Here is a 25,167-nt window from a genome sequence, read left to right as displayed (position 1 = left end):
CTACTCCCCGACCAGGTCGCGGGCGCGTCCGACCAGCAACGGGTCTGGGGCGCCGACGAGTTCGGTGTTCTTGCCCTCGTACTCGAACAGGCTCAGCACGTGACGCATCGCGTTGATCCGGGCCCGCTTCTTGTCGTTGCTCTTGACCACGGTCCAGGGCGCGTGGTCGGTGTCGGTGGCCGCGAACATCGCCTCCTTGGCGGCGGTGTACGCCTCCCATTTGTCCAGCGACGCAAGGTCCATCGGTGAGAGTTTCCACTGCCTCACCGGATCGATCTGGCGGATCGCGAAGCGGGTGCGCTGCTCGAGCGGGGTCACCGAGAACCAGAATTTCACCAGGTTGATGCCGTCGTCGACCAGCATCCGCTCGAATGCGGGCACCTGGTGCATGAACTGGGTGTACTGCTCCTGGGTGCAGAAACCCATCACCCGCTCGACGCCGGCGCGGTTGTACCAGGAACGGTCGAAGAACACCATCTCACCGGCTGCGGGGAGATGCTGCACGTACCGCTGAAAGTACCATTCGGTGGCCTCACGTTCGCTGGGCTTCTCCAGTGCGATCGTGCGTGCACCGCGTGGGTTGAGGTGCTCGTTGAACCGTTTGATGGTGCCGCCCTTACCGGCGGCGTCGCGGCCTTCGAACACCAGCAGGTGCCGCTGCCCGGTCTGCTTGGACCACTTCTGCAGCTTCAACAGCTCGATCTGCAGGCGACGTTTGGTCACCTCGTACTCACGCCGACTCATCCGTTCGTCGTACGGATAGTCCTGCCGCCAGGTGTCGACGACATTGCGTTCGGGCAGCGTCAACAGGACGGGGTCGTCATCATCGTCGTCGTTGACCGTGAACTGCGTGGTGTCGCGCAGGTCGACGAGCCGCTGCAGCGCCTCTCGCCCGTTCATCACGCTGAAATCCGGGCCGGGCTCGGCCGAGGTACTCAGTACAGGATCGTGTGTCTCGGTCACGTCTCAACGATATGCGCAGCCGTCAAACGTCGCGTGGCGACAAGGTAAACCGCCGCAGGTTCTGGCCGCAGCTGCAAGTTCCGGCTTGGAGCGGGTACTTGCGGCCAGAAACCGTAGCTGCGACCAGAACCATTGCTCTACGTCAGTTGCGCAGGTCGATGGTTCCCGAGCGCAGGCAGGCTTTGCCGGTGGTGCTGTCGAAAGCCGTCGCGAATCCGCCCTGGCACATGGTGCCGTCGGGGCCGGCGACTGCCTGTCCGCCCCATCCCCCGATGGCAACCGTTGTGCCACCCTGACGTGCCTGGGCGACCGAGAATGCCTTGGGTCCGGTGGTCACCGAGAACGCGGTGCCCCCGGTCGAGGCGCCGGCGAGGGCGGTGGAACCGGGCTGCAGATTACGGGCCGTGGAATTGCCACCCTTGTCGGCAACCGCCACCGCAGTGCCTGCATCGCTGGAGTCCTCGGCGAAGGCGGTGCTGCCGGGGCCGGCTTTCGCCCCGCAGCCGCCGTGGCCGACGGTGCGCTCGATCTGGTGACCGTTGGATGCCGAACACGTGGTCGCTGCGTCGGCCGTCCCGCCGCCGAATGCCGCCATCGCCGCCAGCACTCCGCCGCCGAGCACGACGGCCGCCGCACGAATCCGAAGTTTGTTGATACGCATTAGCATTCGACTCCTCGATCGCCCCGAACGCACCGACCCGGCACGTGGGGAAAGAGTACCCATCCGGCGGCGGCTCGTACGCCCGGGGTCGACTGCGAGTCGCCGGTACGGCGCCCACCGCCCGATTAGTCCGAAGAGCGCCGTTCGACCTCGGCCGTGAGTCCTTTGCGTGCGGTGTCGACGGCCATCTTCTGGGCCCGTTTGACGATCATCCCGGGCAGTTTGATCTTCAACTCGACGTCGAGGGTGAACTCGATGTGCGAGCCTTCTTCGGTCTCGGTGATGACGTAGACGCCGTGCTGTTCGCTGAGCTGATTGGCCTCGACCAGATCCCACGTGCAGCTCTGTTCGGTCCAGCTGTACTTGAGGGTCTGCTCGTCGGAAATCCCCGCGGCCGTCACCACGACCCGCACCTCGTGCGGCGACCCGTCGTCGTGCTCGCTGAGGATCTCGGCTTCCCGGTGCGGACCCGACCAGTCGGGCAGGGACTCTATGTCCATGAGGACCTCCATCACGACGGACGGGGGCGCGGCTACATCGAATTCGGTTTTCGCGGAGACAGCCATGGCAGAGAACCTACCCTCCGCAATCAGCGGGAGAGGACGAACCCGATACACCGGTGTTTCCGGTCAGGTCTCGCGGTCGACGAGATTGAGGGGCCATGCCTCGTCCGGGATGTCACGCAGGGTGCATGCCTGGTCGGTCGCAGTGAACCAGCCGCGGAAATGCAAGATCTCACCGATCACTGGGTTGCGGACCGTCGCATCGCACCGGAACCGTTGCCGCGACTCGTCCCACCCTTCGATGTACTTCATCTGGGTGGCGAACATACCCTTCATGCCGATCTTCGGGCCACGTCCGAGCCACCGCATCGGACCACTCTCCAGCAGCAGCTCGCCCGCGGCGGTGACCGACGGCTCGATGGGATAGAGCAACTCGGGACCATCACCGAAATAGTCGACGAGGCCGCCCCGACCGGACACCAGCAGCGAGTTCAGGTTCCGCGTGCCGTTGGTGTACTGGAATGCACGCAGCACGGCGAGACATTCACGCTCCAACTCGTCGACGTAGCAGTAGTGACCTTGCGTGAACGGCACCATCCGACTGCTCTTGGGTGGCAGGGCATTACGTTTCGCGTAGTGCCAGAAGAACGGCGGCGGGAGCGCGGAGGTCACATACACCGATTCATAGATCCCGGTGGCCACCTGCGCCACACCCGACGTCGAGTCGATGCTGTAGCGCCACGCAACGTTGGGGTGCAGGCGGTCGAAGTCCGAGCCCAGGATCTGCCGGTACACCGGCGCCATGACGTCACCCTCCCCGAATCACCTGCGCATCGCCGTCTCCATCCGACGACACCTCGTGCCATTGGGGAAAGAACCTACGCGATGACAGTGGTCCCGGTCACGTCGGGCCTGGACTATCGCCCTGCCGCACTGTCGCACAGTCGGGCCAGTTCGTCGATCACCCGATCCAGCGGTTCGACGCTGCGCTGGGTCTGACAGAGCCCGACTGCCCCCTCGATGGCGGCGATGATCAACTGCGCCAGGGAGTCCGCCCGATCCGCCTCTACACCCTCGTGCACCAGCCGGGCGGCGATCTGCCGGGTCCAGCGACCGAAGATCTCCTCGGCCTCGTCGGCGACCTCGGGCTCCGAACGGCGCGCCAGCCCGCCGGCCAGCACCGGACACCCGAATTCAAAATCGGTGGTGACCAGCATTCGCCGCCAGATGTCGCCGATCTCGCCGACGGCCGCAGCAGGTGTCGCCGACCGCTCACGGCTGATCCGATGCGAGATGAAATCGCCCGCGTGACGCACCGCCTCGGTCATCAGCTGCGTCTTGCCACCTGGGAAGTGGTGATAGATGGAACCGCGCGGCGCCGAGCTGGCGGCGATGACGTCACCGATCGACGTCGCGGCCACCCCGTCGCGGCCGATCAGATCGGCGGCGTGCACCACCATCCGTTCCCGTGGCCCCCGGCCGGCCGATGCCTCAGCAGGCACCGACGTCGAGTCGGTTGTCATCGCTCACACTCCCTCGACTATGCAGGCCTTCATAATCGGACGCTTCTATGCAACCATACATAATCATGACGACCACCTCGCAGACTTCGCCGGAAGCCGCAACGGCCACCGATCCGCTCTCGATGTCGGGACTCGACCTGCTCCGCGCGTGGCAGTCCGATCCCGACCGGGACGCGCGACCCAGCATCGGACGACTCCTCGGGATGGTCCCGAAGCAGATCGACGAGGGCTCGGTGACCTTCACGGTGACACCGCAACCCGACTTCGCCAACCCGCTCGGCACGGTGCACGGCGGAATCTGCGCGACCTTGCTCGATTCGGTGATGGGGTGCGCGGTGCACACCACGCTGCCCGCGGGCGTCGGCTACACGACGCTGGAACTGAAGATCAATTACATCCGGGCGGTCGCGACCGACGCAGGTGAGCTGACCGCGACCGGCACCGTGATCCATGCCGGTGGACGCACCGCGACCGCAGAAGGCAAAGTGTTCTCCCACGACGGCAAACTCGTCGCACACGGCACGACCACCTGCATCGTCTTTCGCTGAGCATGGGCGGCCGCGGTCGGTGCTAAGCGGTCGGTGCTAAGCGACCGGTCGGTGCGACGCGGTCACTGCTGCGCCGACACTCCGCCGGCCGACGCATCGGTCTCCCCGGCACCGGGCTTCGGTTCGTCCGGGAAGAACACCCGCATCAGCTTGATCCCCACCGCACCCACCACGATCAGAATCCACCCCAGGACGCTGGAAATGGAATCGGTGACGAGCCCGGCGATCCCGACGACCAGGACGAAGACCGGCAGCCAGTCGAACAACCTCGCCACAGAGACGGGCGGTTCGGTGGCGAGGCCCATCTTCGCCATCGCCTTCGGCGGGCCGTAGTCGGGGTAGAACTCGGTGAACGCGATGGCGAACACCGTCGCGCCGATCTGGATGATCCAGCCCGTCCAGAAGTTGTCGGACGTGTCCAGGACGGCGTCGCCGATCAGACCGGCGATCGCCGACACCCCGAATGCGGCCACCCACGCCCAGGTGATCACATAGTTGGTCCGGACGAAGATCGGTGAGTCCCAGAACTCCTCGGGTGTCTGCTCCTTGGCGTACTCGATGGTGAACGGACGCCGGATCGCCACCGAGATGAGCGCGAACGTCACCAGGGCGATGTTGACGAGTTCACCGCCCCACAGCTCCAGCCAGTCGATCACCGACGACGAGGCAATCAGACCGATCACGCACATCACGCCGAAGAAGACGGCGTCGAACCACTCCAGCAACTTGATCGAGTTGCCCAGACGCCAACTCGCGAAGATCACCAGCAGCGCCAGACCGAGTGCGGCCGACACCGACTCCTCGAAGCGGCCCGGTCCACTGAACAACGCCATCACGATCCACGGGGCGAGGCCCGACAGTGGCGAGTTCACGAACGCACGCACCAACGATGCGCCTCTGCGACGCGGAACCGACCCGGCTCCGGATGAGGATGTCACATCGCGAATATTATTGCGGCCGGTCCGCCTACGCGGCACATTCGCGTGGTTTGGCTGCCGCCGTTGCCGGGTCAGTCGGCGTCGAGGTAGCGCTCACGCAGCGCGTGCTGAGCGGCAGCGTCCACCCCGAGACCGTCGGCGAAGTAGTTCTCGATGGTCCCGAACCGATCCTGCAGTTCGGCGAACGCGGCGTCGAGGTAGGCCGCCTGCACCCCGAGCAGTGGACGCAGCAGGTCGGGATCGCCACCGGCGGCCTCGAAACCATCGAAGACATGCCCGATGGCCGGCAGGAACATATCGTTGGTGAGCAGGTAATCCTCGTAGACCGCGTCCCGCGACACCCCGAGGAGTGTCAGGAATGATGCTGCGGCCCAGCCGGTCCGGTCCTTGCCGGCGGTGCAGTGGAACAGCGCCGGCGACCCTTCGAGGAGACCGGTGAACAGGGTCCGGTAGGAGCGCAGGGCACTGGGCAGGTTCACCAGTTCCCGGTAGGCCCCCAGCATGTGTTCGACACCGCTGCCGTCGGCGAGTTTCTCATTGGCCGCGGCCACGGTCTCCGGGTCGGAAAGCACCTTGTCCAGGTTGGCGGGAGCACTCACCGTCTCGGCGTCGGCCAGAACGTCGAGGTGCACTCCGGCCACACCGTCGAGAACCAGATCAGGTTCCGCCTCGGATTCGGCCACCGAGCGCAGATCGTAGATCGTGCGGATGCCGAGCCCGGCCAGAAAGGCGCGATCGGTCTCCGAGGCGTCGTGCAGGGCGGCGGATCGATAGACGCGGCCGGACATCACGCGCCGGCCATCGACGCACTCCCAGCCGCCGAGGTCGCGAAAGTTGGCGACGGTGGTGAGATCGAGGCGGTCGACACTGTGTTCGGTCATCGTCTCATCGTCGCAGACCCGCGTGAACACGCGCAGACTACAACGGGTACTCCGCGACCCGGTCCACGTAGAGCGACCCGGTCGGGAAGGTGACGCCGCCGTAGTTGTCCAATTGGAGTGCGAGGTGCATGGCTCGCGGTGGCAGGCGGTTGACGTCGGAACTTCGCGCCCACTCGACGCCGTCGAGGAACACGGCGATGTGGGTCGGGGTCCATTCGACGGCCCAGTTGTGCCATGCGGTGGCGTCCACCGACCGCGTGTGCCGTTCCAGGTTGTCACTGTTGCCCCAGTGCAGGTTGTAGTCCACGCTGTCACGCAGCGGATACGGGATCTCCATGAAGTTGACCTCCCCTCCTGCGGGCCAGTCCTCCGCGTCGGGCCACAGCAGTGCGTTGGGCGTCCACGCCGTGGAGGCCACCGTGGACCGGGCGCAGATCTCCCACCGGCCGTGAAGCCGGCCACCCCAGCGCGGGGTGACGCCACCGCTGTTGCCGGCGAGGTCGGCGCTGATCACCAGTGCGCCGTCGGACACCGTCACCGCATCCGGGGTACGCCGACCATTACCCGCATGACCGGCACCCTCATATCGGTGCCAATTGTCGAGCGAGGCAGCGCTGGTGAAGTCGTCGGAGTGATCCGGGCTGCCCCACCCCTGGGTCTGGGCGGCCGTCGTGGTGCAGGTACCCGAACCACCGAGCGACCCGGTGAACGGAAATGCGTGGGCAGACCCCGCTCCCACCGCCGCACACATCGAGGCGAACAGGAGGGCAACGGCACCGCCGACCGCGACCCGAATCCGCAGACGAGAAGTTAGGTTAGGCATACCGGAGAACGTAGCAGGGCCGATTTCGCCGCGGGGCATCGCCGCCGAAACCCAACGATCGTTGAGACCGATTGTGGGGCAGGCACACCGAGTCACGGTCGGCACCTCCCCGCACTCGACGCCACGGCGGCCCGAATGATCGACAGACCAACCGGGCACGCCGAAGGCCGGCCACCCTGTCGGGTGACCGGCCTTCGGTTGTTCGCTACGAAACGAGAGCTGGACTCAGAAGCCCATTCCGCCCATCTCGTCGCCGCCCGGCATGGCCGGGGCCGGGTTCTTCTCCGGCTTGTCGGCGACAACGGCCTCGGTGGTGAGGAACAGAGCCGCGATCGATGCTGCGTTCTGCAGCGCCGAACGGGTGACCTTCACCGGGTCGTTGATGCCGGCGGCCAGCAGGTCCTCGTACGCGCCGGTGGCGGCGTTGAGGCCGGTGCCCTTCGGCGAGTTGAGGATCTTGTCGGCGACGACGCCGGGCTCGAGACCCGCGTTGATCGCGATCTGCTTGGCCGGGGCCGACAGCGCAACCTTGACGATGTTGGCGCCGGTGGCCTCGTCACCGGTGAGCGAGATGCCCTCGATGGCCGATTCGGACTGCAGCAGGGCCACGCCACCGCCGGCGACGATGCCCTCTTCGACGGCAGCCTTCGCGTTGCGCACGGCGTCCTCGATGCGGTGCTTACGCTCCTTGAGCTCGACCTCGGTGGCCGCGCCCGCCTTGATGACCGCAACACCGCCGGCCAGCTTGGCCAGACGCTCCTGCAGCTTCTCACGGTCGTAGTCGGAGTCGCTGTTCTCGATCTCGCTGCGGATCTGCGCCACGCGACCGGCGATCGCGTCGGCATCGCCCGACCCGTCGACGATGGTGGTCTCGTCCTTGGTCACGACGACCTTGCGAGCGGTGCCGAGCAGCTCGATGCCGGCGCTCTCCAGCGAGAGGCCGACCTCTTCGCTGATGACCTCGCCACCGGTGAGGATGGCGATGTCGGCCAGCATGGCCTTGCGACGGTCACCGAAGCCCGGGGCCTTGACGGCGACGGACTTGAAGGTGCCGCGGATCTTGTTGACGACCAGGGTCGACAGGGCTTCGCCCTCGACGTCCTCGGCGATGATCAGCAGCGGCTTGCCGGCCTGGATGACCTTCTCCAGCAGCGGCAGCAGATCCTTGACGGTCGAGACCTTGCCCGACACGAGCAGGATGTACGGGTCCTCGAGGACCGCTTCCTGACGATCGGCGTCGGTGACGAAGTAGCCCGAGATGTAGCCCTTGTCGAAGCGCATGCCCTCGGTGAGCTCGAGCTGCAGGCCGAAGGTCTGAGCCTCCTCGACCGTGATGACGCCTTCCTTGCCGACCTTGTCCATTGCCTCAGCGATGAGCTCGCCGATGGACGGGTCGCCGGCCGAGATGCCCGCGGTGGCAGCGATCTGCTCCTTGGTCTCGACCTCCTTGGCGCTCTTGAGCAGCGACTCGGTGACGGCCTCGGTGGCCTTCTCGATGCCGCGCTTCAGACCCATCGGGTTGGCGCCGGCAGCGACGTTGCGCAGGCCCTCACGCACGAGAGCCTGGGCGAGAACGGTGGCGGTGGTGGTGCCGTCGCCTGCGACATCGTCGGTCTTCTTGGCGACTTCCTTGACGAGCTCGGCGCCGATCTTCTCGTAGGGATCCTCGAGCTCGATCTCCTTGGCGATGGACACACCGTCGTTGGTGATGGTGGGGGCGCCCCACTTCTTCTCCAGGACGACGTTGCGGCCCTTGGGGCCCAACGTCACCTTGACTGCGTCGGCGAGGCTGTTGAGGCCACGCTCGAGACCGCGGCGGGCCTCTTCGTCGAACGCGATTTGCTTGGCCATGGGTAAGTGATCCTCCGATAGGGGGTGACACCAGGTATCTATGGCCGGACTCGGTGCCCGCGACGGACGACCGGTGTGTCATTCGGAACCGATCTCACCGTCCCGACCTGGCACTCACTGCTTGCGAGTGCCAAAGACCGTTTTAGCACTCGGGCAGGGCGAGTGCAAGGCCGGCGACCTCTCGAGCCGAGCGGCCAGAGATGCCCCTGACCTTCTGCGACAACCACACGGTCGACACGACGCCGCGCACGTCGCGACATGCGCGCCAACGCGACGGGTGCGCGGAACCAGGGCGGCACCGCTCACTTGCGCAGCAACCGGACCAACACACCGGCGGCATGCGCCTTGGCGGCGCGCTCGGCCTCCTCGGCGTCCCCCGCTTCCAGCGCGCCGACGATGCGCCGGTGCTCGGCCACCGCGAGCCGCCGGTTGACGTCGTGGCTCCACATGTCCGACCGATACAGATGTGTCTGTGTGTCCAGGCGGAACAGGGCGTCACACAAGGGTTTGTTACCTGAGTGGGCGCGCACCGCGGTGTGGAAGTCCAGGTCCAGATCGGCATCGCGACGATGATCGGCCGGGGTCTGCAGATAGGACTCCTGCTCGCGGACCCGTTCCCACAGCTCACCGAGGTCGGCAAGGGTCACCCGGGTGGTCGCCTCCCGGGCTGCGAGACCGTCGAGCACCTCGCGTACCTGGAAGACGTGGCGCAGCATGTCGTCGTCGAGGTGGGCCACCTTCGCCCCCGCGCGCGGTGTGTAGACCGCCAGTCCGTCGACGACGAGTTGTTGCACCGCCTCACGCACGGGGCTCCGCGACACCTCCAGCCGAGCCGCGAGGCCGGGCACCGACAGGGAGGTGCCCGCTTCCAACGTTCCGGAGAAGATCTCGTCGCGCAGCTGGCGCAGTACTGCCTGCGTCAACAGCGCACCGTCGGCGCCGGGTGACCGCAGCGCCTGCAGGCTGTCGGGGATGCTCATGTTCTGTCCGTGGTGGTCGATGCGTCGATTGTGACTGAAAAACCAAGGAGGAGAACATGTTCACCGTCCCCACCATCGACATCTCCAGCTACGTCGACCCCGCCGGCGCGCCGGCCGACCGCGCCCGAGTCGCCCGCGAACTCGACGACGCCTGCTGCGCCGCCGCGCTCGCCGGCTGCGGCAGTGACGACGGCACCGATTCCGCCTCGACCGGCAGCTTGGCACCGGCATCGACGGAGACCAACCTCGCCGAGGTCTGCCCCGAGAACGTCGTAGTGCAGCTGCAGTGGCAGCCGCAGTCCGACATGGCGGGCGTCATCGGGCTTCTCGGACCCGGCTATCAGGTGGACACCGACACGAAGTCGGTGTCCGGCCCGCTGGCCTTCGACGGACAGGACACCGGCGTCGACATCACCCTGCGCGCCGGCGGTCCGGCCATCGGCTTCCAGTCGGTCCCGTCGGCGATGTACGCCGACGACTCGATTGACCTCGGCCTCGTCCACGGCGACCAGTTGATCGCCGCGGCCACCGATCAGCGCGTCGTGGGTGTGACGCCGCTGCTGCAGTACAACCCGTCGATCCTGATGTGGGATCCGGAGACCCACCCCGAGCAGCAGACCATCGCCGACATCGGGAAAACCGATGAGACCGTGGTGGTCAGCAAGGACCAGATCTTTCCGCAATGGCTGGTCGCGAAGGGGCTATTGAAACAGAGCCAGCTCGACACCAGCTATGACGGTGCGCCGGCCCGCTTCGTCGGCGATCCCAGCATCTCCCAGCAGGGTTTCGCCAACTCCGAGCCCTACACCTATGAGCACGAGACGCCGTCGTGGGACAAGCCGATCGCCTACGCGATGGTGAAGGACGCCGGGTACGACGTATATGCCTCCAACGTGTCGGTGCGCGCCGACAGGCTCGACAGCCTCACCCCGTGCCTGCAGAAACTCGTCCCGATGATCCAGCAGACCGGCAAGGACTACGTTGCCGCGCCGGACGCGATCAACGCGACGATCGTCGACTGGGTGTCCCAGGACGTCGGCTTCACCCCATACAGCGAGGGTGAAGCCGCGTACTCGGCGGCGCTGCTGAAGGACAAGGCCGTCATCGCACCCGGCTCCGACGGGGTGTGGGGTAGCTACGACATGGCCAAGGCCCAGTCGATCATCGACGACCTCACGCCGATTCTGAACGAGAGCGGAGCCGGCCTGCCCACAGAACTGCCCGCCGATCAGCTGTTCACCACGGAGTTCATCAGCGACCAGGTGCGTTGATCTGCGCCGAGCCGCGCACAGGCGCCGACGGCCACCCGAACGCAGCGGGTGGCCGTCGGTGTCTGCCGTCATTCATGACGTCGACGTCCGGCATGTCGGTTTCGGCGTGAGGAAGATAGGGTCGGCCGCGTGGAGTTCTTGCTGATCATCATCGTGGCCCTGCTGCTGATCATCGCGGTGGTCGTGGTGTTCAACTTCCTGGGCAGCCGTAAGGCGAGACGGGCCGAGACCGATGCCCTCAAGCAGCGCGCCTACGGTCCCAAGGACCCGTTCTCGACCGCCGACGACGATGCGGTCCGCGGCGATCCTCGGCAACTCAAGCCCGGCGACCTGGTGGAACTGCGCGGTGAGACGTTCGCGGTACGCGGAACGCTGCGGTTGTCGCAGAGCGGATTCGAGTGGACCGAGAACTTCCTCGACACCGGGACCGGCCGTAAGGCATGGCTCTCCGTCGAAGACGACCCCGACCTCGAGGTCGTGCTGTGGCACGAACTGACCGGCGTCACCCTCACCCCCGGACCGGATGCGCTCGAACTCGACGGGCGGCGCTATCACTCTGACGAGGCAGGGTCGGCCGAGTTCTCCTCCACCGGCACCACCGGCCTGAACCAGCGCGGATCGATGCGGTACCACGATTACGAAGCCGGCGACGAACGCCTGTCCTTCGAGGATTTCGGCTCCGGCTGGGAGAGCGCCCGCGGTGAGGTCCTCGCACGCAGCGAGTACCGTATCTACCCGACCGATCCGGCGCCGGGCACATGACGGCCGCCGGACTCACGAGCGGCCACGTGCTGCTCGACGTGCCCTACGCCGACACCAGCGCCGCGCAGCTCGCATTCTCGCTCACCGCCGATCCGCGAGCGCCGCTGGCCCGATGCGACCACCAATTCGGCTCCCGTACCGTGTCGTTGCGACTCCTCGGCGCCAGCCATCAGATCGTCGTCGACGACGGTGACCACCGAATGTGCGAGACAGTCGCGTGCCTGCCCGGGCTCGACGAACCGCTTCCGGGCACAGTCGCCGACGGCACCTATACGTTCACGTCGTCGGTCCGCAAGTGCGATGCCGAACAGATGGCGGCTCTGGTCGACGAACTTCATCACCGCACGGCCGATCACCGCGCCCAGGGCTTGCCCGCGTTGCTGGGCCGCTTTCCCGGGCAGCCGATGGCGGTGACCGCGGCGATCGCCACCGCCCGCGGCGACGGCATCGGGTGGCAGACCTGGCACACCTACCCACAGACGGCGGAAGTGGTCACGACCACTGGTGAACTGCGAGACGGCGGGGGCACGCGATGACCTACCCTCCTCCGCCCGGTGGACACCCACCCCCTGGCGGGCCGCCTTCACCCGGCGGGCCACCCCCGGGTGGTCCACCGCCACCGCCCGGCGGCCCGCCACCCGGCGGATTCCGCCCGACCCCCGGATTCGGCGACGACCCTCGCCGCGGCCTGCACCGCACCCGCAACATCATCATCGCGGTGATCGTCATGATCGCAGTGTTCGCGATCGTCGGCACCTGTTCGGTGAAGGCCCTCAACGGGCTCACCGGCGACAACGCCAACGTCCGCAACTACATCACCGCGAATTACCAGCGAGACCCCGCGCTCGACGAGGGCAGCGTCGACGCCTATGTCGCACAAGGCACACCGTCGTCGGTGGCCTCCGAGTTGAGCGGGGTGGAACAGCCCACCGATCAGCGCGCCGGTGACACTGCGAACACCGAAAACGTCGCGGGCACCGAATTCCTGCAGTATCCGGACTACGTTGTCGGACTGTTCCCGCTCGCGGCCGGGACCACCAAGGTCATGCTGAGCAGCGACTACCGATCCGGGTACAACCACTTCCTGCCGTATGTCGGCGGTTTCTGGGTTCCGACACCGAATTTCGGCGGCTCGGGCAGTAGCTACCGCGGCGGCGGCTCAGGAGGCGGCGGCAAATGACCACCAGCTCGACCATCGCACCACCCTCGAATCCCCATCCGACGCGCATCACCATCTGAACCGGAGGACACGTGCTCACCGACATCGTCCGAAATGGCTACGCAGCCGCAGCATACGGCGGGACCGGCATGGTCCTCATGCTGGCATCGTTTGCGGTCATCGACGCCATGACCCCCGGAAACCTGCGGCACCTGCTGTGGGCCGACCGCAACCGCAATGCCGGAATACTGGTCGGCTCCAACGCCTTCGCCGTCGCCATCATCGTCGCGGCGGCGATCGTGGCGAGCGAGGGCCGACTCGTGGAAGGCCTCACCTACACCGTCGTGTACACCGTCATCGGGGTCGCCATCATGACGATCACCTTCTACATCATCGACCTGTTCACGCCCGGCAAGCTCGGCGAGCTGGTCGTCCACCCGGACAGTCATCCCGCAGTGTGGGTGCACGGTGTCGTACACATCGGGATCGCACTGATCGTCGCCGTTTCCATCCTGTAGCCGTTTCCCGTCTCGACCATGACCGCCACCGATGACTCCGCGCAGCCCGAGCCCGAGCTGACCGACTTCCCGGTCGCCGACGACGCGGCGCGGCCCTCGGCCCGGTGGTCACGTGCGGCGCTGCTCGCCGTCGTCTTCGTCTGCGCGGCGTGCGGCCTCGTCTACGAGCTCGCGCTTGTGTCGCTGGGCTCGTTCCTGATCGGCAACACCGCGACCCAGGCGTCGATCGTGTTGGCGGTGATGGTGTTCGCGATGGGCATCGGGTCGCTGGCCGCCAAACCCCTGCAGTCGCGGCCGATCGTCACCTTCGCCGCGATCGAACTGGCATTGGCGTTACTCGGCGGCTTGTCGGTGATGGCGCTGTATGCGGCGTTCGCCTATCTGGCCCTGTACACGCCCGCGCTGGTGGTGGTCGCGTTTGTGCTGGGCGTGCTGATCGGCGCCGAGATCCCGTTGCTGATGGTGCTGTTGCAGCGCATCCGCCGACAGGACGCCGGCAGCGCGGTCGCCGACATGTTCGCCGTCGACTACATCGGTGCGCTCGTCGGTGGTCTGTGTTTCCCGTTCCTGCTGCTGCCACTGTTCGGGCAACTCGAGGGCGCCCTGGTGGTGGGTCTGGTCAACGCCGCCGCAGGCTCCTTCCTCGTGTTCGGTGTCTTCCGGCACGACCTGTCAGGTCCGGCACGGGCAGTCCTCGGTGTCGCCGCGGTCTCGGTCATCGCTGCACTGATCGCCGGCATGGTGTTCGCCGACCGGTTCGAGGTGACCGCCCGGCAGGCGATGTTCCGCGACCCGATCGTCGCCGCTGAGCGAACTCCGTACCAGGACATCGTGATCACCGAGAGAACCACGCCCCTGGGCCCCGACACCCGGCTCTATCTCAACGGCGACCTGCAGTTCTCGTCGATCGACGAGTACCGGTATCACGAGTCGCTGGTGCATCCGGCGATGGCGGGCACACACCAGCGGGTTCTGGTCCTCGGCGGCGGAGACGGCCTGGCACTACGCGAGGTGCTGCGCTACCCCGATGCCTCGGCGACCCTGGTGGAACTCGACCCGGAGATGATTCGGCTCGGCCGAGAGGACGAACGACTGGCACGACTCAACGAGGGGTCGCTGGACGACCCGCGCAGCACCGTCATCACCGCCGATGCCTTCTCCTGGTTGCGCGAGAACTCCGGCGTGTTCGACGTCATCATCGTCGATATGCCCGATCCGGACGAATCATCAACTGCCAAACTGTATTCCACGGAGTTCTACTCGTTGGTCGGCGCCCATCTCGCCGATGGTGGTCGAGCCGTGATCCAGGCCGGTTCGCCGTACTTCGCTCCGAAGTCGTTCTGGTGCATCGGCGCAACCGCGGCCTCGGCCGGTCTGCGCACGCTGCCCTATCACGTCGACGTCCCCTCGTTCGGCGATTGGGGCTACTTCCTCGCCGGTGACACCGAACCCCAGCTCGCCCTTGACCTTCCGGCGCCCCTTCGCTTCCTCGACCAGGCGGAGCTGACCGCAGCATCGGTGTTCCCCGCAGATCGTCCACCGCTGGACATGCCCCCGTCGACGCTGATGGATCCGCGCATTTTGCGCTATGCGCAGTCGGAGTGGGCGGTCTACTGAGTGACGGCCCTCACGGAGTGTGTGGCAGGGTCTCTGGCGAGCGCGGCGACGTCTGCGCAACCGCCCAGTCAAGGGCATGATCGGCGACCGCCTCCCAACCCGGTTCACCACAGGTCCAGTGCGAACGTCCGGGGAACTCATGGAAGTCCGTGACCGCCCCCGACTTCCGGTACTTGCGGGCGTTGGACTTGTTCACCGCGGCTGGCATGATGTGGTCGGCTCCCCCGGCGATGAACAGCAGTGGCGCACGATCACTCCGGCCGTAGTCTACCCACGTCTCCTGATGTCCGGGAAGAAGATTCGCGAACACTCCGTAACGGAACACCCATGCCCCGGGTGCGGGAATCGCATAGCGATCGTAGACGGCCTGGGACTCCGCATCGTCGAGGGTGTTGGTGAACGCGTAATGCCACTGCTCCGGGGTGAACCCGGCGGCCTTGTGGCGGTTGGACCACCGGGTGAGAATCGGCAGCAGCGATTTGACCTGCGATGGCGGCTGAGTGCGCACGCCCTCGGTGGGCGCGGAGTCGATCACCACGCCGGCGGCGCCAAGCCCACGATCGACGAGTAACTGGGTCATGATGCCACCGAACGAGTGCCCCATGAGGATCGGCGGGGTCGGAAGCGCCTCGACCACACCCGCCAGGTGATCGACCGTCTGCGGCACCGTGAGTGTCGCGATCACATCCGGATTCTCACGCAACGCCTCGACCTCGATGTCGAAGCCCGGATAGGCGGGCGTGATCACCCGGTAGCCCTTGGCTTCGTAGTAGGGCACCCAGTGTTCCCAGGACCGCGGCGTGACCCACAGGCCATGGATGAGGACGATGGTGTCGGGTGTGGCCATGACGGGCTCCGATCCTGATCGGGGTGCGAGGCGAAGCTCGGTGCGATGTGCGCGCGGCCACCCTACGGCCGAAACTGCCGCCCGATCTGGTCGTGCACGCACAATTGTGTGCTCTGCGTGCGGTGACCGGCATGGCCGGCGATGCTCATCACCCGGCGTTGTCGCGGCGCCACTGTGACGGCGAAACACCGAAGGCCATGCGGAATCGTTTCGCGAAGTGGGTGGGGTCGACGAACCCGTGTGAGCGCGCGACGGCTGGAATGGTGAGATGGCGCCGGGTGATCAGCGCGTCGCGGGCGCGTTCGAGCCGCCGCCGGATGATGTAGTCACCGAGTGCGGGACCGTCGTTCGGCCACTCCGCATACAGCTTTCGGGTAGAGATGCTGTGCTGTGACGCTATGAGACCCGCGCACAGGTCGGCGTCGGTGAGGTGTTCGTCGATATAGAGCTTCACCCGCACGATGAGTTCAGTTGACGGGCTGGGTTCGCCCGTCCGGACCGACATGAGCAACAGGGAACGGATGAGCTGGATCGTCGGCGGTGCCAGGTCGGGCAGCATCATCGGACAGGTCGCTCCGACACCCCCGAGGTGGGTCAGGTGCTCGCCGACGAACGCCGACAGCGGGTTGGCATCGTTCAGCCCGTCAATACCACGTCGGACTGTGTCGACCGGGAGGGTGAGCCAGGACATTGGAAAGTCCAGTACCACAGCGTTTCCCGGACCGAACGCTCGGAAGTCGAGGGGTTCGGACGGGTCGGCGACGGCAAGCACGCAGGGATTCGCCTGCGCAAGATCACCTCTACGCCGCAGAATCCACCGGTCGTTGTCGGGTACCGCGACCAGGATCCGGAGCGCGATACCCGGTAACCGTCGATTGTCGGTCACCGCGATGCCGTCATATCGGATGCGGGTCAACCACATGTCATCCCCCATCGGGGTGACGTATGTGTCCGGCGTGCCGACGCAATGCCCGCGGGGCGTCGACACGGCGATGTGATCGGCCAATCGCTGTGGCGCCGGGAGCTGACTCACGGGAACATCACCGCTCCGCGGACAGCGCGAGTTGACGCCACATCCTCGGGCTCATCCCGAACGTCGCGCGGAAGCGCCGACTCACATAGGAGGGGTTGGTCAAACCCCAGCGACGGGATATCTCCGCCACCGATCGGTGTCGGGATTCGGGTCGCGCGAGTTCGTCACGGATACCTTCGAGTCGGGAGGAGATGATCCACTGTTCGATGCTGAAGTCCGCCGCGGCGCAGATCGTGAAGAGCCGACGAACCGAGATATCATGCGCGGCTGCGATCATCGCCGGCGACAGATCGGGCTCGCCGAGGTGGCGACGAACGTAACCGCGGATGCGAGGCAACAACACGTCGGCCATCGGCCCACGGCCGTACTCGGTATCGTAGGCCGACGCCAGCAGAGCACGCGCCACATCGATCGCGACCGCCCCCACGGACTCGGCGGTCCCGAAATCGGCGCTGAGCCGATCACCGGCGTCGGTCATGTGATCGATGCAGGTGCGCAGCAACGGGTACACCGGGCTGGCGGGCAGCCGGGTCGACGCCGCCCGGACCACGTCGGTCGGCAGGTTCAGGTCGGCGAGCGGAACATATAGCGCGCGTGAACTTCCGCGGCCCGGCCAGGCGTATCGGTAGGGCGAGTTCATGTCGTTGACCATCAGGTCGCGCGGCGCCACCGCACGCTGGCGGCCGTACATCTCGTGGCGTGCTGTGCTGCGTTCCTGAACGGCGATGGCCAGCACATCCGCCGGACTCGACCGCACCTGCCGGGCCGACCTGGACAGATGCACCCCGGTCATCTGGGCGCGGAGGATACTGGCCCGGCCGTAGGTGAACACCTCGATGAACGAGTCGGCTGCGGTCGGTTCGTCGAGGTCCACCGTGGTCGGCCAGGACTGTTCGAGGAATGCCGTTCGGGTGACCTCTTCGCGGTCGTTGACCGCAACGTCGGCGGAACGAAACACGATCGCCATGTCTCTCCCTGGGTGACTGGCCGATCCCACAATTGCCACAGCGCTGTGACCAGCAATAATACTGCGTACTTCGACGCCACGCGCAATCTCGGCCAGATCGGTCTCAACCCTCGGCCCGCATCTCCCACCAGACGTACGGCGTCAGGCCGTAGGTGGTGGTGAAGGCCACGACGAGTGCCGCGAGATCGTGGAATCCGTGCTCATGCGCAAACACCGTATCGGGCTCCGCGGATGCGGACATCAGGTCATGGCGAGCGCGCGACAGACGTGCCCCGACGATCCAACGCTGCACGTCGACGTTCTTTTCGGCGGCGATCCGGCGTAGCTCACATTCCGTCACCCCGACCGCGTCCGCGACGAAGGCCACCGTCAGATCGAGATCTGCGATGTGGTCTGCCAGCAGAGCGTCGATCCGACGCATCAACTCCGACCACCCGTCGCTGCGGGGTATCGGCTGCCCTGAGCGCGCCTGCTGTCGACCCCTGGGTACGCGTCAGCTACTCACCGCGGTCGCGGCCGACAGGATGATCGCGGTCACCGCGTCCGGCCGCGAAACCAGCGAGGCGTGTGAGGCATCCACCGCGGCGGTGCGTCCGGGTGCCGCACGCGACGCCATGAAGCGTTGCAGCGCGGGCGGGATGACCCGGTCTTGCTGCGAGATCAGATACCAACTCGGCACCGTGGTCCACGAGGGAGCGCCGGACGGTTCGAGGTTGGCCACCAGCGCCGCCGACTTGTGGTGGGCGTACATGTCGGCGGCCACCGCCGGTGAGACGTCCTGGACAAAGATGTCGCGGAAGTACGGTTGGGCGATGTAGCCGTCGATGTTGCGGCCGGCGATTCCGGTCGGGTCGTTCTCGACCAGCTTCACCTGCAGCGCGGGGGGCAGCAACCGACTGCCCGGATAGGTGATCGGATTCAGCAGACCCTGGACGAATTCGCCGGAGGCCGGGGCGAACGCAGCGATGTACACGTTGGCGCGGACCTCGGGATCGTGGGTGTTGGTGATGACGAACCCGCCGTAGGAGTGCCCGACGAGCACGATCGGGCCGGGGATGTCGGTTAGCTTCTTCTCCAGCTGCGCGGAGTCATAAGCCGGCGACCGGAGCGGATTGTCGAAGGTCTGCACCGCGTAGCCCTGCCCCCGGAGGTTTGCCGCCACGTCCTTCCACCCCGAGGAGTCGGCGAACGCGCCATGCACGAGCACGATCGTCGGTTTCGGGTTCTGCGCGGACGCGGGCCCCGCTGCCGCGCCCAAGAGGAGTGCCAGCGCGGAGAGGACCAGCGCGGCGCGGGTGATCCAGAGACGCTGATCAGGGCGGAGAGCAGACATCGGCGACCTTTCTCGAAACCGGATGCGATCACCGTAGGGATGGCCCGCCCCCGCCATCTGGTTGCGTGCGCACGGATATGTGCTGAGCGTGCAGCCGGCCTGTTGGTCTCGATGGTCTCAGCGCATCAGGGATGAGAGTGTTGGAGCCATGTCCGGACAGCTCGCGGTAGCGCTGGCGGCGGTGGCCGTCCTGGTCGTGGTGATCGCAGTGGTCTTGATCCGCACCCGGCGGGTGGTCTCCACCCCCACTGAACGTGCCGTGCATTTCGCCCTGCAGACGGCATCCCGGGCGGCTCGGTCGTTGCGGACCGGGCTCTCGGCGGAGTCGGCACGCGATGCCGTACCGCACCTGCGGGCCCTGACCGCCGCCGATGCCGTCGCACTCTACGACGCGCACGGCGCACTGTTGGCCCGCGAACCCGACGACGATCCGTTCTGGGACACCCAGTTGGTCGCGGCAGCCGCGGACACCGCCACGATCGCCGACGACGACCAGCGCCGGGTGTTGGTCAACGATCCGTGCGGCACGGAGTCGCCGGTACGCGCACTGGTCGCGGCGCCCCTCGCAGGCGAGGACACCAGTGTCGGGGTGCTGGTGGTCGCCACCACCCACCGTCCCGGGCCCGGCATGCTCGGCGCGGTCGGCGAAGTCGCCCGGTACGTATCCAGTCAGATCGAGCTCGCCGAACTCGAGGCGTCCCGGGCACGGCTCGATCGCGCCGAGGTGTTGGCGTTGCGAGCACAGATCAGTCCACACTTCATCTACAACGCGCTCAACACGATCGCATCGTTCGTGCGCACCGACCCCGACCGCGCCCGAGAGCTGATCCTGGACTTCGCCGACTTCACCCGCTACTCGTTCCGCGCCGCGGGCGAGTACACCGTCCTCGCCGACGAGCTGCGGAACATCGACCGCTACCTGACCCTCGAGCGCGCCCGGTTCGGGCCGGCGCTGGACGTGAAGCTGCAGGTGGCGCCCGAGGTCCTCAACGTCGTCGTACCGTTTCTCGCACTGCAACCGCTGGTGGAGAACGCCGTTCGCCACGGGCTGGCAGGCAAGGGCGGCGGGACCATCACCATCACCGCGGCCGACGAGGGCGCCGACTGCGTCATCACCATCGAGGACGACGGCGTGGGAATGGATCCGGAGCTGTTGCGGTCCGGCGACATCGACGCGCTCGACGCGCCGTCTGCATCCGGTGAACGCAGCGAATCCGACGGGGCGCACGTGGGGCTGACGAATGTGGACCATCGACTGCGCGCCGCATTCGGCAACGACTACGGTCTAGTGGTCGACACCGGTGTGGGTGCGGGTACGCGGGTCGGCATGCGCGTCCCCAAATTCCGTGCCGGTATCCGCGCGTGACGATCTCGGTGGTGCAAGGAGGTGGCCGATGACCCTCGTCGTCCTCGCCGTCGACGACGAACCGCCGGCGCTCGACGAACTGGCCTACCTGCTCGGAAACCAACCCGAGGTCGGCGAGGTGCATACGGCAGGCGACGCCACGCACGCCCTGCGCGAACTCAGCGAGCGGCGTATCGACGCCATCTTCCTGGACATCAACATGCCCGGTCTGAGCGGTCTGGAACTCGCCGGGGTTTTGCGGCAGTACGCCGAACCCCCGCAGGTGGTGTTCGTGACCGCGCACGACGACAAGGCGGTCGACGCCTTCGACGTCGGTGCCGTCGACTACTTGCTGAAACCACTACGTGAGCAACGACTCGAGCAGGCGATCACACGTGTGCTCGCCGGTCGCGACACCGCGCCACGCACTTCCGATCCGGCGGTTCGCGCCGGCGCCACCGACGAGGTCATCCCGGTGGAGATGTCCGGGGTGACCTCACTGGTTCGCCGCGACAGCATCTCCTGGGTGGAGGCGGTCGGCGACTATGCCCGACTGCACTCCGACACCGGCGCACATCTGGTGCGGATTCCGCTGTCCACGTTAGCCACCCGCTGGCAGGATCACGGATTTCAGCGGGTGCACCGCTCCTATCTGGTGGCGTTGCCGATGGTCACCGGTCTGCGCGCCACCGGGTCGTCGACGGTGGTGGCGGTACGTGCCAACGGCGCCTCGGAGGCCGTCGAGTTGCCGGTGAGCCGACGCCAACTGCGCGAACTCAAGGATCTGCTGATCCGCGATCCCATGCGCCAGTATCGTTCCGACGGCGAGCCATGACCGAACAGCCACCCCGCCGCGAACGGGTCGTGCTGTCACAGCGTCGCAACGCCCGCATGATGCGCACCCGCGTCGAGGTGCAGGAGCAGACCGAGGTGGGTGACGCGCTGGTCCGCGGTTTGATGCGCGCGCAGCTGGGGATCGCGTTGCGGCTGGCAGCGGCCGTGATCGTCGTGATCGTGGCGATCCCGTTGACCGGCACCGTGTTTCCGTGGCTGACCTCGGTCGAGATCCTCGGCGTGCGCCTGAACTGGTTGGTGCTGGTGTTCGCGCTCTATCCGCTGCTCTATGTGGCCGGTCGGATCTATGTGCACTTCGCCGAGCAGGCCGAGCGTGACTTCCTACGGGTCGTCGACGACGAGACCGACCACGAATGAACACCGACGTCGACGCCCTCACCGCGATCGCCCTGGGGCTGGCGGCCATCGCCACCGTCGCCGTTGGCGCCTACGGTGGCCGACTGTCGCGCACCACCTCGGACTTCCTGGTGGCCTCCCGCAGTGTCGGACCGCGATGGAATGCTGCCGCGGTGTCCGGCGAGTACCTCTCGGCCGCATCCTTTCTCGGTGTCGCCGGGCTCGTCGCCAAATATGGGGCCGATGCCCTGTGGTATCCGATCGGATTCACCGCCGGCTATTTGGGGCTGCTGCTGTTCGTCGCGGCACCGCTGCGCCGATCCGGCGCCTATACCGTGCCCGACTTCGCCGAGTTCCGACTGAACTCCCGCGCCGCACGCCTGACGTCGATGACCGTGGTCGTGGTGGTGTGCGTGCTCTACCTGATCCCGCAGCTGCAAGGTGCCGGGCTGACCCTGAACATCCTGCTCGGCGCACCGGTGTGGGTGGGTGCGGTCGCCGTGGGGACCATCGTCATCGTCAACGTGGTCGGCGGCGGCATGCGGTCGATCACCTTTGTGCAGGCGTTTCAGTATTGGCTCAAACTGACCGCCATCGCGGTGCCCGCTCTGGTGTTGCTCGGCGTGTTTCTCACCGACCGTGCGGCGTTGGGAGATCCGGTGCCGCCGCGGGTGGATCAGGCGACCACGGTGAATGTCACCACCCCGGTCACGATGACCGTCCCCGAGGTCGACGGACTACTCATCACAGGCACCCTCGACGGCGCGGATGTGGACGCCGCGCCGTTCCCCAGCATCGGCACCCACGAGGTCGGCGCGGGCAGTGTCATCCGACTCGAGGCCGGCGCGGCAACCCCGGTCGTGGATGGTGCGCCGACGACTGGTGAGGGCTGGATCGCCTCGGGCGGCGGGTTGGGTGGACGTCAGCCCCTGTTCGAGGTGTTGTCGCTGATCATCGCCACCTTTCTGGGGACAATGGGCTTGCCGCACGTGCTGGTGCGGTTCTACACCAACCCGGACGGGCGGTCATCGCGACGCACTGCGCTGGCGGTCATCGCGCTGCTGTCGCTGTTCTATCTGTTCCCGACCGTGTTGGGGGTCCTCGCACGCCTGTATGTACCGCAGTTGCTGATCACCGGTACGTCCGATGCCGCGGTGTTGTTGCTGCCCGCTGCCGCCGTCGGGGGGCTGGCCGGGCAGATCCTGGCGGCGTTGGTGGCCGCTGGTGCCATCGCGGCGTTCCTCGCTACCTCGTCGGGGTTGCTGGTCAGCGTCGCAGGCGCGTTGTCCACGGACGTGCTGCGCGGACGAGTGCGCGACTTCCGCATCGCCGCGCTCATCGGCGGTGTCATCCCGATCGGTCTCTCGCTGGCGGCGTCGTCGCTGGAGTTGTCGCGGACGGTCGGGCTGGTGTTCGCCGTCGCCGCATCGACGTTGTGCCCTCTTCTGGTGCTGGGCATCTGGTGGCGCGGCCTGACCGCGCCCGGCGCGGTTGCCGGGCTCATCGTCGGCGGCGTGAGTTCGGGTGCCGCGACCAGCCTTGCGATCGCCGGGGTGGTGAGCAACGACGTGCTCGGCGGTTGGCCCGCGGAGATCATCGGCTATCCGGCCGCGGTGACCGTGCCACTGGCGTTCGCGACGATGATCGGGGTGAGTCTCGCGACCCGTCGCCGAGTGCCCGACGATCTGGCACGGACCTTCGCCCGCATGCACGTGCCGGAGCGGTTGGGCATGGGGATCGAGCGCCTGCCGAGCGAGTAGGCGGTCGGCCGGCGTACAGTGTCGCGTACCGCGCACCACATGGGTTGTTGTGCAACCGATGTGGCCGTCGGGTACGCGACACCGTTGCGGCGCCGTTGGTTCACTCTATGGAGTTCTCAAGGGACGGTTGCGGTCCCGACCGGGATCGGGTGCGTGGGAAGACTTGGCTGCGTGACCTACTCGCCGGTCAGCGTGGCTCAGGCGGCGGCGGGTAGGTTGTCGAGGTTGAGGGTGCGTCGGTTGTAGGCCGGTATCGGCCGCCGGTGCGGGTCGACAGCGACGGGTGGGATGAGCCAGGGATGTCGGTCGTGGCCCATGATCACCTGCCACCCGTTGTGGTGGATGTCGGCATGACACGACGGGCACAGCAGACAGCCGTTGTCCAACACCGTGATTCCACCATCAGCCCAATGCACAATATGATGGCCTTGGCAGCGGGAGGCCGCCACGCCGCATTTGATGCAACACTGATCCCGCTTGTGCAACGCCTTACGCAGATACGCTGGGAACAGGCGTTTGTCTTTACTCATCTCCATCGGCACCGCCTCACCATCGACGATCGCGACCGTCGCGGTGGTGTCACAGGTCAGGGTGCGCAGCATGGCTTCGGAGATCGACCCCATGAACGGCAGTTCGGCCAGATCCGGGGTATCGGCGGGCACCGACACCAGCATCTGGTGACGGGGCGCCGAGGCCGCATCACCGCTGCGGGCAGCGATATCCAGCAACGCTTCGAGGGCGTCGGCATGCCGGCGCTCGGTGGAACGCGCATCCGGTGAGCCGTCGGGTTCAGGGCGCGGAGCCGCCAGCTCTTCCATCGCGGCCGAGAATTTTTCGCCGACTTCGGTGTTGAGGTCGGCGCGTACCTGCAGCCGCCCGTCACCATCGACATCGTGGACGAGCGCGTTGAGGTTGCGGTCCTCGGATGCCGGTAACCCACCGGTGTCGGCGGCGGCCTGGTTGCCCAGACGACGCGCACGTTTACCGATGTCGGCGGGGGTGGCGCCGGAAAAGAATTGGGCGAGAAGTTCGGTCACGATGTTTAGACGCGCCACATCGTCGAGCGGTTCCGCCGATCTTTTCCCGACATGATCGACCCCTTTACCCACCGCATCCACATGTTCGGCGGAGATCGCCCCATCGGCGGCATGCGCGCCCAGAGTGGGCAGCTGCGCACGGGCAGTGGCGATACGGATCAGACGGGACGCGACCGCCGGCGCGAGCCCCATCACGATCAACAGTTCACTGAGTTTGCGGCCGTGGTCGCGGGCCACACCCAGTCGGTCCAGATGGCCGACCACCGTCGCAGCGTGATGGTCGATCAGATTACGCAACGTGACCAGAGCGGTCATCGCATCAAACGCCGCACGCCCCGACATATCGTCGGCAAAGTGCAGGTCACGAACAGAATCAGTGATGGTGGTGAGATCCCCCGAAGCTCCCATGACTCCACTATGGTCGAACACCAGTTCGATGTCAAGGAGTTTCTTGAAAATAGTGCAGAAGATTTTTGAGCGGGTGGGGTGGTTTCGATATGCGGCGGGCTCGCAAGCTCGCACGCCGCTGCTCAACCAGCGAGGGGGCGGCGGGCTGAGGCACTCGCCTCATGCCCCCTGTGCGGCCGCGAGACTTGGCGAGGGGTTCCCCACCCAACCGCTCGTCGGCCGCCATCGACCGTCCGTCGCACAGTCTC

Annotated in this window: 27 protein-coding genes; 11 read left to right on the top strand and 16 right to left on the bottom strand. The window is 66.6% G+C overall.

All coding sequences use genetic code 11. From position 1 onward, the window contains the following. The 5 genes from ppk2 to OSB52_RS04130 form a co-directional block, all read right to left on the bottom strand. Window positions 1–963 (bottom strand): polyphosphate kinase 2, encoded by a 963-nt coding sequence (gene ppk2, locus OSB52_RS04150; RefSeq protein ID WP_372475024.1) that lies wholly within the window; start codon window positions 961–963, stop codon window positions 1–3. A 142-nt stretch (window positions 964–1,105) separates the two neighbouring features. Next, a complete protein-coding gene (locus OSB52_RS04145; protein ID WP_235723933.1) occupies window positions 1,106–1,624 on the bottom strand; it encodes a DUF6764 family protein in 519 nt (172 codons plus the stop codon). Between the two features lie 125 nt (window positions 1,625–1,749). Further along, entirely contained in the window at window positions 1,750–2,190 is a 441-nt protein-coding gene (locus tag OSB52_RS04140) for an SRPBCC family protein (RefSeq protein WP_235723932.1), read from the bottom strand. Between the two features lie 63 nt (window positions 2,191–2,253). Next, window positions 2,254–2,931, bottom strand: a complete 678-nt coding sequence (locus OSB52_RS04135) for a DUF4166 domain-containing protein (RefSeq protein WP_266060337.1) — start codon at window positions 2,929–2,931, stop codon at window positions 2,254–2,256. Window positions 2,932–3,044: 113 nt separating this feature from the next. After that, window positions 3,045–3,650, bottom strand: a complete 606-nt coding sequence (locus OSB52_RS04130; RefSeq protein WP_235723928.1) for a TetR/AcrR family transcriptional regulator — start codon at window positions 3,648–3,650, stop codon at window positions 3,045–3,047. 47 nt (window positions 3,651–3,697) lie between these two features. Between OSB52_RS04130 and OSB52_RS04125 the strand changes: the two genes are divergently transcribed. Beyond that, window positions 3,698–4,198 (top strand): PaaI family thioesterase, encoded by a 501-nt coding sequence (locus OSB52_RS04125; protein ID WP_266060336.1) that lies wholly within the window; start codon window positions 3,698–3,700, stop codon window positions 4,196–4,198. A 62-nt stretch (window positions 4,199–4,260) separates the two neighbouring features. On the opposite strand, the gene OSB52_RS04120 is transcribed toward OSB52_RS04125, so the two are convergent. From OSB52_RS04120 to OSB52_RS04100, 5 genes are all read right to left on the bottom strand, one after another. Continuing rightward, the gene (locus tag OSB52_RS04120; protein WP_266060335.1) at window positions 4,261–5,136 is read right to left on the bottom strand and encodes a DUF3159 domain-containing protein; all 876 of its coding nucleotides are present in this window, start codon (window positions 5,134–5,136) and stop codon (window positions 4,261–4,263) included. Window positions 5,137–5,207: 71 nt separating this feature from the next. Further along, window positions 5,208–6,017 carry a tyrosine-protein phosphatase gene (locus OSB52_RS04115; RefSeq protein ID WP_266060333.1) on the bottom strand — a complete coding sequence of 270 codons (810 nt, stop codon included), beginning with the start codon at window positions 6,015–6,017 and terminating at the stop codon, window positions 5,208–5,210. 37 nt (window positions 6,018–6,054) lie between these two features. Continuing rightward, window positions 6,055–6,840 carry a glycoside hydrolase family 16 protein gene (locus OSB52_RS04110; RefSeq protein WP_266060332.1) on the bottom strand — a complete coding sequence of 262 codons (786 nt, stop codon included), beginning with the start codon at window positions 6,838–6,840 and terminating at the stop codon, window positions 6,055–6,057. A 225-nt stretch (window positions 6,841–7,065) separates the two neighbouring features. Then, entirely contained in the window at window positions 7,066–8,691 is a 1,626-nt protein-coding gene (gene groL, locus OSB52_RS04105; protein ID WP_235723923.1) for a chaperonin GroEL, read from the bottom strand. 302 nt (window positions 8,692–8,993) lie between these two features. Continuing rightward, on the bottom strand, window positions 8,994–9,671 hold the full coding sequence (locus OSB52_RS04100) for a GntR family transcriptional regulator (protein ID WP_235723922.1): 678 nt from the start codon (window positions 9,669–9,671) through the stop codon (window positions 8,994–8,996). 56 nt (window positions 9,672–9,727) lie between these two features. Here OSB52_RS04100 and OSB52_RS04095 point away from each other — a divergent pair, with 56 nt between their 5' ends. The 6 genes from OSB52_RS04095 (at window position 9,728) to OSB52_RS04070 (ending at window position 14,998) form a co-directional block, all read left to right on the top strand. After that, window positions 9,728–10,942 carry a nitrate ABC transporter substrate-binding protein gene (locus tag OSB52_RS04095; protein WP_266060331.1) on the top strand — a complete coding sequence of 405 codons (1,215 nt, stop codon included), beginning with the start codon at window positions 9,728–9,730 and terminating at the stop codon, window positions 10,940–10,942. Window positions 10,943–11,071: 129 nt separating this feature from the next. Continuing rightward, window positions 11,072–11,704, top strand: a complete 633-nt coding sequence (locus tag OSB52_RS04090; RefSeq protein ID WP_266060329.1) for a DUF4178 domain-containing protein — start codon at window positions 11,072–11,074, stop codon at window positions 11,702–11,704. Continuing rightward, window positions 11,701–12,240 carry a DUF2617 family protein gene (locus tag OSB52_RS04085; protein ID WP_266060328.1) on the top strand — a complete coding sequence of 180 codons (540 nt, stop codon included), beginning with the start codon at window positions 11,701–11,703 and terminating at the stop codon, window positions 12,238–12,240. The genes OSB52_RS04090 and OSB52_RS04085 overlap by 4 nt, the downstream gene beginning before the upstream one ends. Next, entirely contained in the window at window positions 12,237–12,884 is a 648-nt protein-coding gene (locus OSB52_RS04080; protein WP_266060326.1) for a DUF4247 domain-containing protein, read from the top strand. Before OSB52_RS04085 ends, OSB52_RS04080 begins: the two co-directional genes overlap by 4 nt. 71 nt (window positions 12,885–12,955) lie before the next feature. Further along, window positions 12,956–13,381, top strand: coding sequence for a DUF350 domain-containing protein (locus OSB52_RS04075; protein ID WP_266060325.1), 426 nt, complete (start codon window positions 12,956–12,958; stop codon window positions 13,379–13,381). An 18-nt stretch (window positions 13,382–13,399) separates the two neighbouring features. Then, window positions 13,400–14,998 (top strand): polyamine aminopropyltransferase, encoded by a 1,599-nt coding sequence (locus tag OSB52_RS04070; protein ID WP_266060324.1) that lies wholly within the window; start codon window positions 13,400–13,402, stop codon window positions 14,996–14,998. 10 nt (window positions 14,999–15,008) lie between these two features. Here the strand turns inward: OSB52_RS04070 and OSB52_RS04065 are convergent, their stop codons facing one another. The 5 genes from OSB52_RS04065 to OSB52_RS04045 all read right to left on the bottom strand — a co-directional run bounded on the left by OSB52_RS04065 (window position 15,009) and on the right by OSB52_RS04045 (window position 19,178). Next, window positions 15,009–15,845 carry an alpha/beta hydrolase gene (locus OSB52_RS04065; RefSeq protein ID WP_266060323.1) on the bottom strand — a complete coding sequence of 279 codons (837 nt, stop codon included), beginning with the start codon at window positions 15,843–15,845 and terminating at the stop codon, window positions 15,009–15,011. Window positions 15,846–15,993: 148 nt separating this feature from the next. Then, window positions 15,994–16,878: a helix-turn-helix domain-containing protein gene (locus tag OSB52_RS04060; RefSeq protein ID WP_266060322.1), complete on the bottom strand. Its 885-nt coding sequence runs from the start codon at window positions 16,876–16,878 to the stop codon at window positions 15,994–15,996. 7 nt (window positions 16,879–16,885) lie between these two features. Continuing rightward, window positions 16,886–17,845 carry a helix-turn-helix domain-containing protein gene (locus OSB52_RS04055; protein WP_266060320.1) on the bottom strand — a complete coding sequence of 320 codons (960 nt, stop codon included), beginning with the start codon at window positions 17,843–17,845 and terminating at the stop codon, window positions 16,886–16,888. A gap of 103 nt (window positions 17,846–17,948) precedes the next feature. Beyond that, complete coding sequence (locus tag OSB52_RS04050) at window positions 17,949–18,266, bottom strand: helix-turn-helix domain-containing protein (RefSeq protein WP_266060319.1); 318 nt, start codon at window positions 18,264–18,266, stop codon at window positions 17,949–17,951. A gap of 72 nt (window positions 18,267–18,338) precedes the next feature. Beyond that, window positions 18,339–19,178, bottom strand: a complete 840-nt coding sequence (locus tag OSB52_RS04045; RefSeq protein WP_266060318.1) for an alpha/beta hydrolase — start codon at window positions 19,176–19,178, stop codon at window positions 18,339–18,341. A gap of 148 nt (window positions 19,179–19,326) precedes the next feature. On the opposite strand from OSB52_RS04045, the gene OSB52_RS04040 reads away from it, so the two are divergent. Genes OSB52_RS04040 through OSB52_RS04025 form a run of 4 tightly spaced genes read left to right on the top strand, consistent with a single transcriptional unit; the run spans window position 19,327 to window position 23,474 of the window. After that, window positions 19,327–20,544: a sensor histidine kinase gene (locus OSB52_RS04040; RefSeq protein ID WP_266060317.1), complete on the top strand. Its 1,218-nt coding sequence runs from the start codon at window positions 19,327–19,329 to the stop codon at window positions 20,542–20,544. Window positions 20,545–20,572: 28 nt separating this feature from the next. Next, window positions 20,573–21,358, top strand: a complete 786-nt coding sequence (locus OSB52_RS04035) for a LytR/AlgR family response regulator transcription factor (protein WP_266060315.1) — start codon at window positions 20,573–20,575, stop codon at window positions 21,356–21,358. Further along, on the top strand, window positions 21,355–21,735 hold the full coding sequence (locus tag OSB52_RS04030) for a hypothetical protein (protein ID WP_266060313.1): 381 nt from the start codon (window positions 21,355–21,357) through the stop codon (window positions 21,733–21,735). Before OSB52_RS04035 ends, OSB52_RS04030 begins: the two co-directional genes overlap by 4 nt. Then, window positions 21,732–23,474 (top strand): sodium/solute symporter, encoded by a 1,743-nt coding sequence (locus tag OSB52_RS04025; RefSeq protein WP_266060312.1) that lies wholly within the window; start codon window positions 21,732–21,734, stop codon window positions 23,472–23,474. Before OSB52_RS04030 ends, OSB52_RS04025 begins: the two co-directional genes overlap by 4 nt. A 197-nt stretch (window positions 23,475–23,671) precedes the next feature. Here OSB52_RS04025 and OSB52_RS04020 read toward each other — a convergent pair whose 3' ends face one another. Beyond that, window positions 23,672–24,919, bottom strand: a complete 1,248-nt coding sequence (locus OSB52_RS04020) for an HNH endonuclease signature motif containing protein (RefSeq protein WP_266060310.1) — start codon at window positions 24,917–24,919, stop codon at window positions 23,672–23,674. Window positions 24,920–25,167: the final 248 nt, after the last annotated feature.

The sequence above is a fragment of the Gordonia aquimaris genome, from assembly GCF_026262595.1.
GTDB lineage: Bacteria > Actinomycetota > Actinomycetes > Mycobacteriales > Mycobacteriaceae > Gordonia > Gordonia tangerina.
Note: the sequence above shows the minus strand (reverse complement) of the source record. Positions and strands in the feature narration are given on the sequence as shown.

What these genes read in the sequence shown, in the direction of transcription:
- OSB52_RS04145 (WP_235723933.1), bottom strand. Translation starts at nt 1,624, where the DNA reads ATGCGTATCAACAAACTTCGGATTCGTGCGGCGGCCGTCGTGCTCGGC.
- OSB52_RS04140 (WP_235723932.1), bottom strand. Translation starts at nt 2,190, where the DNA reads ATGGCTGTCTCCGCGAAAACCGAATTCGATGTAGCCGCGCCCCCGTCC.
- OSB52_RS04135 (WP_266060337.1), bottom strand. Translation starts at nt 2,931, where the DNA reads ATGGCGCCGGTGTACCGGCAGATCCTGGGCTCGGACTTCGACCGCCTG.
- OSB52_RS04130 (WP_235723928.1), bottom strand. Translation starts at nt 3,650, where the DNA reads ATGACAACCGACTCGACGTCGGTGCCTGCTGAGGCATCGGCCGGCCGG.
- OSB52_RS04125 (WP_266060336.1), top strand. Translation starts at nt 3,698, where the DNA reads ATGCAACCATACATAATCATGACGACCACCTCGCAGACTTCGCCGGAA.
- OSB52_RS04115 (WP_266060333.1), bottom strand. Translation starts at nt 6,017, where the DNA reads ATGACCGAACACAGTGTCGACCGCCTCGATCTCACCACCGTCGCCAAC.
- OSB52_RS04110 (WP_266060332.1), bottom strand. Translation starts at nt 6,840, where the DNA reads ATGCCTAACCTAACTTCTCGTCTGCGGATTCGGGTCGCGGTCGGCGGT.
- groL (WP_235723923.1), bottom strand. Translation starts at nt 8,691, where the DNA reads ATGGCCAAGCAAATCGCGTTCGACGAAGAGGCCCGCCGCGGTCTCGAG.
- OSB52_RS04100 (WP_235723922.1), bottom strand. Translation starts at nt 9,671, where the DNA reads ATGAGCATCCCCGACAGCCTGCAGGCGCTGCGGTCACCCGGCGCCGAC.
- OSB52_RS04095 (WP_266060331.1), top strand. Translation starts at nt 9,728, where the DNA reads ATGTTCACCGTCCCCACCATCGACATCTCCAGCTACGTCGACCCCGCC.
- OSB52_RS04085 (WP_266060328.1), top strand. Translation starts at nt 11,701, where the DNA reads ATGACGGCCGCCGGACTCACGAGCGGCCACGTGCTGCTCGACGTGCCC.
- OSB52_RS04080 (WP_266060326.1), top strand. Translation starts at nt 12,237, where the DNA reads ATGACCTACCCTCCTCCGCCCGGTGGACACCCACCCCCTGGCGGGCCG.
- OSB52_RS04070 (WP_266060324.1), top strand. Translation starts at nt 13,400, where the DNA reads ATGACCGCCACCGATGACTCCGCGCAGCCCGAGCCCGAGCTGACCGAC.
- OSB52_RS04065 (WP_266060323.1), bottom strand. Translation starts at nt 15,845, where the DNA reads ATGGCCACACCCGACACCATCGTCCTCATCCATGGCCTGTGGGTCACG.
- OSB52_RS04055 (WP_266060320.1), bottom strand. Translation starts at nt 17,845, where the DNA reads ATGGCGATCGTGTTTCGTTCCGCCGACGTTGCGGTCAACGACCGCGAA.
- OSB52_RS04050 (WP_266060319.1), bottom strand. Translation starts at nt 18,266, where the DNA reads ATGCGTCGGATCGACGCTCTGCTGGCAGACCACATCGCAGATCTCGAT.
- OSB52_RS04045 (WP_266060318.1), bottom strand. Translation starts at nt 19,178, where the DNA reads ATGTCTGCTCTCCGCCCTGATCAGCGTCTCTGGATCACCCGCGCCGCG.
- OSB52_RS04040 (WP_266060317.1), top strand. Translation starts at nt 19,327, where the DNA reads ATGTCCGGACAGCTCGCGGTAGCGCTGGCGGCGGTGGCCGTCCTGGTC.
- OSB52_RS04035 (WP_266060315.1), top strand. Translation starts at nt 20,573, where the DNA reads ATGACCCTCGTCGTCCTCGCCGTCGACGACGAACCGCCGGCGCTCGAC.
- OSB52_RS04030 (WP_266060313.1), top strand. Translation starts at nt 21,355, where the DNA reads ATGACCGAACAGCCACCCCGCCGCGAACGGGTCGTGCTGTCACAGCGT.
- OSB52_RS04025 (WP_266060312.1), top strand. Translation starts at nt 21,732, where the DNA reads ATGAACACCGACGTCGACGCCCTCACCGCGATCGCCCTGGGGCTGGCG.
- OSB52_RS04020 (WP_266060310.1), bottom strand. Translation starts at nt 24,919, where the DNA reads ATGGGAGCTTCGGGGGATCTCACCACCATCACTGATTCTGTTCGTGAC.